Annotated in this window: 7 protein-coding genes; all 7 read left to right on the top strand. The window is 70.8% G+C overall.

The features are described from left to right. Positions 1-1493: acyl-CoA synthetase (locus ACRDSK_RS29555; RefSeq protein WP_431444642.1), on the top strand; the 1493-nt coding region annotated here is incomplete at its 5' end. Between the two features lie 457 nt (positions 1494-1950). After that, positions 1951-3141, top strand: a complete 1191-nt coding sequence (locus tag ACRDSK_RS29560) for a S8 family peptidase (protein ID WP_431444643.1) — start codon at positions 1951-1953, stop codon at positions 3139-3141. Positions 3142-3224: 83 nt separating this feature from the next. Continuing rightward, positions 3225-4445, top strand: a complete 1221-nt coding sequence (locus ACRDSK_RS29565) for an acyl-CoA dehydrogenase family protein (protein ID WP_431444644.1) — start codon at positions 3225-3227, stop codon at positions 4443-4445. Continuing rightward, a complete protein-coding gene (locus ACRDSK_RS29570) occupies positions 4442-5239 on the top strand; it encodes an SDR family oxidoreductase (RefSeq protein ID WP_431444645.1) in 798 nt (265 codons plus the stop codon). Before ACRDSK_RS29565 ends, ACRDSK_RS29570 begins: the two co-directional genes overlap by 4 nt. Beyond that, entirely contained in the window at positions 5236-6291 is a 1056-nt protein-coding gene (locus ACRDSK_RS29575; RefSeq protein WP_431444646.1) for a phosphotransferase family protein, read from the top strand. The genes ACRDSK_RS29570 and ACRDSK_RS29575 overlap by 4 nt, the downstream gene beginning before the upstream one ends. A gap of 1 nt (position 6292) precedes the next feature. Next, positions 6293-6958: a histidine phosphatase family protein gene (locus ACRDSK_RS29580; RefSeq protein ID WP_431444647.1), complete on the top strand. Its 666-nt coding sequence runs from the start codon at positions 6293-6295 to the stop codon at positions 6956-6958. A gap of 22 nt (positions 6959-6980) precedes the next feature. After that, positions 6981-7748: serine/threonine-protein kinase (locus tag ACRDSK_RS29585; RefSeq protein ID WP_431444648.1), on the top strand; the 768-nt coding region annotated here is incomplete at its 3' end.

Below are 7748 nucleotides of genomic sequence, written 5' to 3' on the forward strand. Positions count from 1 at the left end.
GGCTCGGCCCGGTCGCCGGCGCCGCCCACGTCGCGGCGCGCCGGGACCACCTCGCCGTCGGCGTCGTCGACGAGCTCGGTCCGCTCACCTACCACCAGCTCGACACCCGCTCCAACGCGCTGGCCAGGGCGTTCGCCGCGCGCGGGCTCGATGCCGGCTCCGTGATCGCCCTGCTCGCCCGCGACCACCGCGGCGCGGTCGACACGATGGTCGCGGCCGGCAAGCTCGGCGCCCGGCTGTTGCTGATGAACACCGGCTTCGCCAAGCCGCAGCTCGTCGACGTGGCGCGCCGGGAGCAGGTCTCCGCCATCGTCTACGACGAAGAGTTCACCGAGCTCGTCGATGCCCTCGACGAGGATCTGCCGCGCTTGCTCGCCTGGGTCGACGAGGGCACGAACCCGAGCCGGCCGACCCTGGACGAGCTGATCACCAGCACCGACGACCGCCCGGTCGCCAGCCCGCCCGAGCCGGGCGGACTCGTGCTGCTCACCAGCGGCACCACCGGCACGCCGAAGGGCGCGCCCCGCCAGATCAAGTCCCCGCTCGCCGCCGCCCAGTTCCTCGACCGCATCCCGCTGCGGGTCGGGGAGTGCACGGTGCTCGCCGCGCCGCTGTTCCACGGCACCGGGCTGTCCCAGTTCCTGCTGTCGTTCGCGCTCGGCTCGACCGTGGTGCTGCGCCGCCGGTTCGACCCGGAGGCGACGCTGCGTGCGGTACAGGACAACAAGGCCACCGCGCTGGTGCTGGTGCCCACGATGCTGCGGCGCATCGTCGACCTCGGGCCGGACGTGCTGAACCGGTACGACACCTCGTCGCTGCGCATCGTCTTCTGCGCCGGCTCCTCGCTGCCCCCCGAGCTCGGCAACCGGGCCACCGAGGCGTTCGGCGAGGTCGTGCACAACCTGTACGGCTCGACCGAGGTCGCGGTCGCCACGGTGGCGACCCCGCAGGACTGGCGCGAGGCGCCGGGCACGGTCGGCCGCGCGCCGGTCGGCTGCCGGGTCGCGCTCTACGACGAGGGCCGCCGGGTCACCGGCGCGAACGAGGTCGGCCGGGTCTTCGTCGGCAGCATGCTGAGCTTCGAGGGCTACACCGACGGCCGGCAGAAGGACGTCATCGACGGCCTTCTCTCCAGCGGCGACGTCGGCCACTTCGACGCCCAGGGCCGGCTGTTCATCGACGGCAGGGACGACGACATGATCGTCTCGGGTGGGGAGAACGTGTTCCCCGGCGAGGTCGAGAACGTCCTGCTCGAGCACGACGGCGTCACCGAGGCCGCGGTGACCGGCGTGCCGGACGACGAGTTCGGCCAGCGGCTCAAGGCATACGTGGTCGCCCGCACCGACGCGGAGCTCGACGCGGACGCGGTCCGCGCGCACGTGCGGGCGAACCTCGCCCGGTACAAGGTGCCGCGCGACGTCGTGTTCCTCGACGAGCTTCCGCGCAACGCCACCGGCAAGATCCTCAAGGACAGACTCGCCGAGATCGGCTGACGCTCATTATCACACCAATTTGACCGATGCAAGGCCCCATAGTTTGGGATCCGGTCGAAATGGGTGTCCAACTCGAATTGTGTCAAACAGAATTTGCATTCCCAGTGATGGGAATTCGAGCGTCGGTACCATTGTGAATGCAAATTGCCCGGCCGGTGCCATCGATTGCGTTCCCAGCGGCATAAGGCCAGTTCAGACCGCAAGTTACTGATCGGTCTACTGGCGGGTAGCAAATAGACAATTGCACAACGGACCTTACTGAGAGCGCATTCACATCACGCCCGAACGGCCGAGGGCGATTGCGCCGTTCGGCCTAGTAATGGCAAGTGGCAAACGTTGCTCATGGTTTTCCAAAGGAGTTGCATATCAATAAGGCAGGGGCGTGTGGATTCATTCACGGGGCACCGATGCGGCGCCACTGTCCACATTGTCGGGGATCAGGAAGGGTCTACTAGATATGACGCGCATGAGTCGGGGCCGGCTGATCGCCGGCGTGGGTTTCGTGGCAGCGGCAGCGGCGGTCGCCGCGGTCGTCGCGATGCCCGCACAGGCGCAGGAGGGTCAGATTCGGCTGGCCGACACCGCGAACGCGGTGGACGGCAAGTACATCGTGGTGCTGAAGGACAACTTCAAGGCCGGCGCCATCTCCACCCAGGCCGACACCCTGAGCGCCGAGTACGGCGCCAAGGTCGGCTACAAGTACACGACCGCGCTGCACGGCTTCTCGGTCTCCGCCACGGAGGCGCAGGCCAAGCAGCTCGCGGCCGACAGCAACGTCGCCTACGTGCAGCAGAGCCAGAAGTTCACGGTTTCGGAGACCCAGGCCAACCCGCCGTCGTGGGGCATCGACCGCCTGGACCAGCGCGACCTGCCGCTGGACAACTCCTACACCTACGCCAACAAGGGTGACGGCGTCACCGCGTTCGTCATCGACACCGGTGTCATGGTCGACCACCCGACGTTCGAGGGCCGGGCGACCGGTGGCTTCGACGCGATCGACGGCGACACCGACCCGGCCGACGGCCACGGTCACGGCACGCACGTCGCCGGCACGATCGGTGGCGCCGAGTACGGCGTGGCCAAGGGTGTCAGCATCGTCGGCGTCCGCGTGCTCGACGACAGCGGCAGCGGCACGACCGAGCAGGTCGTCGCCGGCATCGACTGGGTCACCCAGAACCACAGCGGCCCGTCGGTGGCCAACATGAGCCTGGGTGGCGGCGCCGACGAGGCGCTCGACCAGGCCGTGCGCACCTCCGTCGAGTCGGGCGTGACCTACGCGATCGCCGCCGGCAACTCCTCGGCCGACGCCTCCGGCTTCTCGCCGGCCCGCGTCACCGAGGCGATCACCGTCGCCGCGTCGGACATCGCCGACGCCCAGGCCGAGTTCTCGAACTTCGGCTCGGTCGTCGACATCTACGCCCCGGGCGTGGACATCACCTCGTCCTGGAACGACGGTGCCACCAACACGATCAGCGGCACCTCGATGGCGACCCCGCACGTGGCGGGTGCCGCGGCGCTGTTCCTGCAGAACAACCCCGAGGCGGCGCCGGCTGACGTGGCTGCCGGTCTGAGTGCGGCGGCGACGCCGGACAAGATCACCAACGCCAGCCCGGACACCCCGAACCTGCTGCTCTACACGGGCGCCTGAGTCAGGTAGCACAGCTGGTTTTGTAACCAACGCCGCCCCCGGGACCAGTCCCGGGGGCGGCGTCTTGCGCCTATGGTCAGGGGGTGGACTTCTCGCACTCGCCCAAGGCGGCCGACTACCTGCGACGCGTCGGCGACTTCGTTCGTGCGGAGATCGAGCCCGTCGAGGCCGACTACCACCGCACCCTCCGTTCGGCGCGCGATCCGTGGACCGTGCTGCCCGTGGTCGACGAGCTCAAGAGAAAGGCCCGCGAGCAGGGCCTGTGGAACCTCTTCCTGCCCGACACCGAGCACGGCGGCGCCGGACTGTCCAACGCGGAGTACGCGCCGCTCGCCGAGCAGATGGGCCGCTCGCCACTCGCGCCGGAGATCTTCAACTGCAACGCGCCGGACACCGGCAACGCCGAGGTGCTGGTCAAGTACGGCAGTCCCGAGCAGCAGGAGCGCTGGCTCGCACCGTTGCTGCGCGGGGAGATCCGCTCCGCGTTCTGCATGACCGAGCCCGGGGTCGCCTCCTCCGACGCCACGAACATGGCCGCCACCGCGGTCGTCGACGGCGACCAGATCGTCCTCAATGGACGAAAGTGGTGGAGCTCCGGGATCGGCCACCCCAACTGCGGCTTCGTCATCTTCATGGGCCTCACCGACCCGGAGGCGGCACGCCACCAGCGGCACTCGATGGTGCTGGTGCCGCTAGACGCCGACGGTGTGAAGGTCGAGCGGATGCTGTCGGTGTTCGGTCACCAGGACGAGCCCTACGGGCACGGCGAGGTCACGTTCACCGACGTGCGGCTGCCGCTGTCCGCGGTGATCGCCGGGCCGGGCCGCGGCTTCGAGATCGCCCAGGGCCGGCTCGGCCCGGGCCGCATCCACCACTGCATGCGGCTGATCGGGTTGGCCGAGCGGGCGCTCGAGCTGGCCTGCGCGCGGTCCACCAGCCGGGTCGCCTTCGGCAAGCCGCTCGCGAACCTGGGCGGCAACCGGGAGCGGATCGCCAAGGCGCGGATCGCGATCAACCAGGCACGGCTGCTCGTGCTGCAGACCGCGTGGCTGCTCGACACCTTGGGCCTGGCCGGTGCGCGCAGCGAGGTGTCGCAGATCAAGGTGGCGGTGCCGAGCATGGCCCTCGAGGTCATCGACATGGCCATCCAGCTGCACGGCGCCGCCGGCGTGTCCGACGACTTCCCGCTCGCCGGCGCGTACGCCTCCGCGCGGTCGCTGCGCCTCGCGGACGGCCCGGACGAGGTGCACCTGAATCTCGTGGCCCGATTCGAGCTGGCGCCCTACACGCAGGACAGTCGGTGAGAGTTGCCGTCACCGGTGCGGGGTCGGGGCTCGGCCGCGCCATCGCCACGAGGTTCGCCGCCGCGGGGGCCGACGTCCTCGTGTCCGACGTGGACCTCACGGCGGCGGAGACGGTGGGCAAGGAGCTCGGCCAGCCGGCGATCGAGCTGGACGTCACGTCCGACGCCGCGTGGCAGGCCGCGCTGGACCGCTGTCAGGCGGACTGGGGCGGGCTGGACGTGCTGGTCAACAACGCCGGGGTCGGCGCGGGCGGGCGCTTCGAGCGGATCCCGCTCGAGGACTGGGACTGGATCTGGGAGATCAACCTCAAGGGCGTGGTCCGCGGCTGCCGCACGTTCGTGCCGCTGTTCAAGGACCAGCACGCCGGGCACATCGTGAACGTCGCCTCGCTGGCCGGGATCATGAACCTGCCCGCGATGAGCTCCTACAACGTGACGAAGGCCGGGGTGATCTCGCTGTCGGAGACGCTGCGCCTGGAGCTCGAGCCCTACGGCGTGCACACCACCGTGGTCTGCCCCGCGTACTTCCGCACCAACCTCGGCGACCGGCTGCGCAGCCCCGACCCGGGCCTGGCCGTGTTGATGGACAAGCTGATGGACTCGTCGCCGGTGACCGCCGAGGACGTCGCCGGCCAGGTGGTGGACGCGGTGGCGCGCAAGCGTTTCCTGGTGCTGACCCACCCGGACGGGCGCCGTTCGGCGCGGCTGAAGCGGTTGGCGCCGCGGCTGGTGGACGGGCAGGTGCGCACCTACTGGTCGCGGCTTCGGTCCACATTGGAACGGGAGGGTTCATGACGGGGCTGCGGGACGAGCCGGGCGCCGTGCGCGAGGAGGATGCGTTCGACACGGCTTCGGTCCGCGTCTGGCTTGAGTCCAACGTGGACGGTCTGGGCGAGCTGCTCGAGGTGCGCCAGTTCCCCGGCGGGGCGTCGAACCTGACCTACCTGCTGCGCTACCCGGACCGGGACCTGATCCTGCGCCGGCCGCCGGCCGGGCACAAGGCGAAGTCGGCGCACGACATGCGCCGCGAGTTCGAGGTGCAGAGCCGGCTGCGGCCGGTGTACCCGTACGTGCCCAACGTGTTGGCGCTGTGCACCGACCCGGCCGTGCTGGGCTCGGACTTCTACGTGATGGAGCGGATCGAGGGCATCATCCTGCGCGGCGACCTGCCCGAGGGGATGGCACTGACCGAGCCCGACCTCCGTGCGCTCGCGTTCCGGACGTTCGACCGGTTGATCGAGCTGCACCAGGTGGACGCCGAGGCCGCCGGGCTCGCCGACCTGGGCAAGGGCGCGGGCTACGTGGAGCGGCAGGTGCGCGGCTGGTCCGACCGCTTCCGCAAGGCCCGCACGCCCGACGTGGCGGAGAACGCGGACGTGATGGCGTGGCTGGCCGGCAACCAGCCGGGCGACGTGCGGATCTGCGTGATCCACAACGACTTCCGGTTCGACAACGTGGTGCTGGACAAGGCGGACACGCTGGACGTGGTCGGGGTGCTTGACTGGGAGATGGCCACGCTCGGCGACCCGCTGATGGACCTGGCCGGCAGCCTCGCCTACTGGACGCAGGCCGACGACGACGAGATGGCGCAGCTGATGCGCAAGCAGCCCTCGCACCTGCCCGGCATGCCGACCCGCCGCGAGTTGGTCGACTACTACTGCGAGCGAACCGGCCTGTCCGCGGCGAACTGGACGTTCTACGAGGTGTTCGGCCAGTTCCGGCTCGCGGTGATCATGCAGCAGATCTACTTCCGCTACCACGAGGGGCAGACGCACAACCCGGCCTTCGCGCAGCTCAACCGGTTCGCCGGCTACCTGTTCGACCGCTGCCGCGCGGCGATCGGCTGACATGGCGGCGATCTACCTGCTGCGGCACGGGCAGGCGTCGTTCGGCTCGGCCGACTACGACGTGCTGTCCCCGACCGGCAAGCGGCAGGCCACCGTGCTCGGCGAGGAGCTGGCCCGCCGGCGGGTGCCGGTGCACGCGGTGTGGTCCGGGACGCTGCGCCGCCAGCTCGCGACCGCCGAGGCGTGCCTGCCCGCGGCCGGGCTCGACGTCGAGGTGCGACAGGACCCGAGGCTCGACGAGTACGACCACCTCGGCCTCGTGCCGGAGGGACAAGCCGGCGACCTCGCCGACCTGGCCGCGGCCGCCCGCCGGTTCCAGACGCTGCTGGACGACGCGCTGCGAGGGTGGATCGAGGGCGGCTCGGCGGTGGGCGGGTCGGGCACCTGGGCGGAGTTCTCCGGTGGCGCGCTGGCCGCGGTCGACGCGATGTTCGACGACCTGCCGCGCGGCGGGAGCGCGCTCGCGTTCACCTCCGCCGGAGTCATCAGCGCGGTGTGCGCGGCGCTGACGAGCGCGCCGCCGGCCGGCTTCCTGGCCCTGAACCGGACGATGGCGAACGCCAGCATCACCAAGGTGGTGCGCGGCCGGTCCGGCGTGAGCCTGCTGTCGTTCAACGAGCACGCCCACTTCGAGGGCGAACACCGCGAACTGCTCAGCTACCGCTAGCGGCCCCGGTATCGTGCGGGCGGTGCAGGCGTTAGGAACCTCGGACCCCACGAAGATCGGCGAGTATGCCGTGCTCGGCAGGCTCGGGCACGGCGCCATGGGCCGGGTGTTCCTGGCCAGATCCCCCGGCGGCAGACCGGTCGCGGTGAAGGTGATCAGGTCCGAGCTGGCCGACGACGAGGGCTTTCGCGAGCGCTTCCGCCGCGAGGTCGCCGCGATGCGCACGGTCGGCGGCTTCTGGACCGCGGCGGTCGTCGACGCCGACCCGGACGGGATGTGGCTCGCGACCGAGTACGTGCCGGGGCCGACGCTGCTCACGGCGGTCACCTCGCACGGGCCGCTGCCCGTGCCCGCGCTGCGGCGGCTGGTCGCCGGGCTCGCGGAGGCGCTGCGGGCGATCCACGCGACGGGTCTCGTGCACCGCGACCTCAAGCCGGCCAACGTGTTGCTGGCCGGGGACGGGCCGCGGGTGCTGGACTTCGGCATCGCGAAGGCGCTGCAGGGCGTGGACCTGACGGCGACGGGCGTGTTCATCGGCACGCCGGGCTTCCTGTCCCCGGAGCAGATCGAGGGCCGCGACGCGACGCCCGCGAGCGACGTGTTCGCGCTCGGCGCCGTTCTGGCCTTCGCGGCCACCGGCGCGGGCCCGTTCGGATCAGGCGAGGTGCCGGGACTGCTGTACCGGGCGATGCACACCGACCCGGACCTGGCGGGGGTGCCGGCCGAGCTGCGCCCGCTGGTCGAGCGGTGTCTCGTGCGCGACCCGGACGCCCGGCCCGCGCCCGCGGAC

It is taken from the genome of Actinophytocola sp. (genome assembly GCF_050699915.1).
Classification (GTDB): Bacteria; Actinomycetota; Actinomycetes; order Mycobacteriales; family Pseudonocardiaceae; genus Actinophytocola.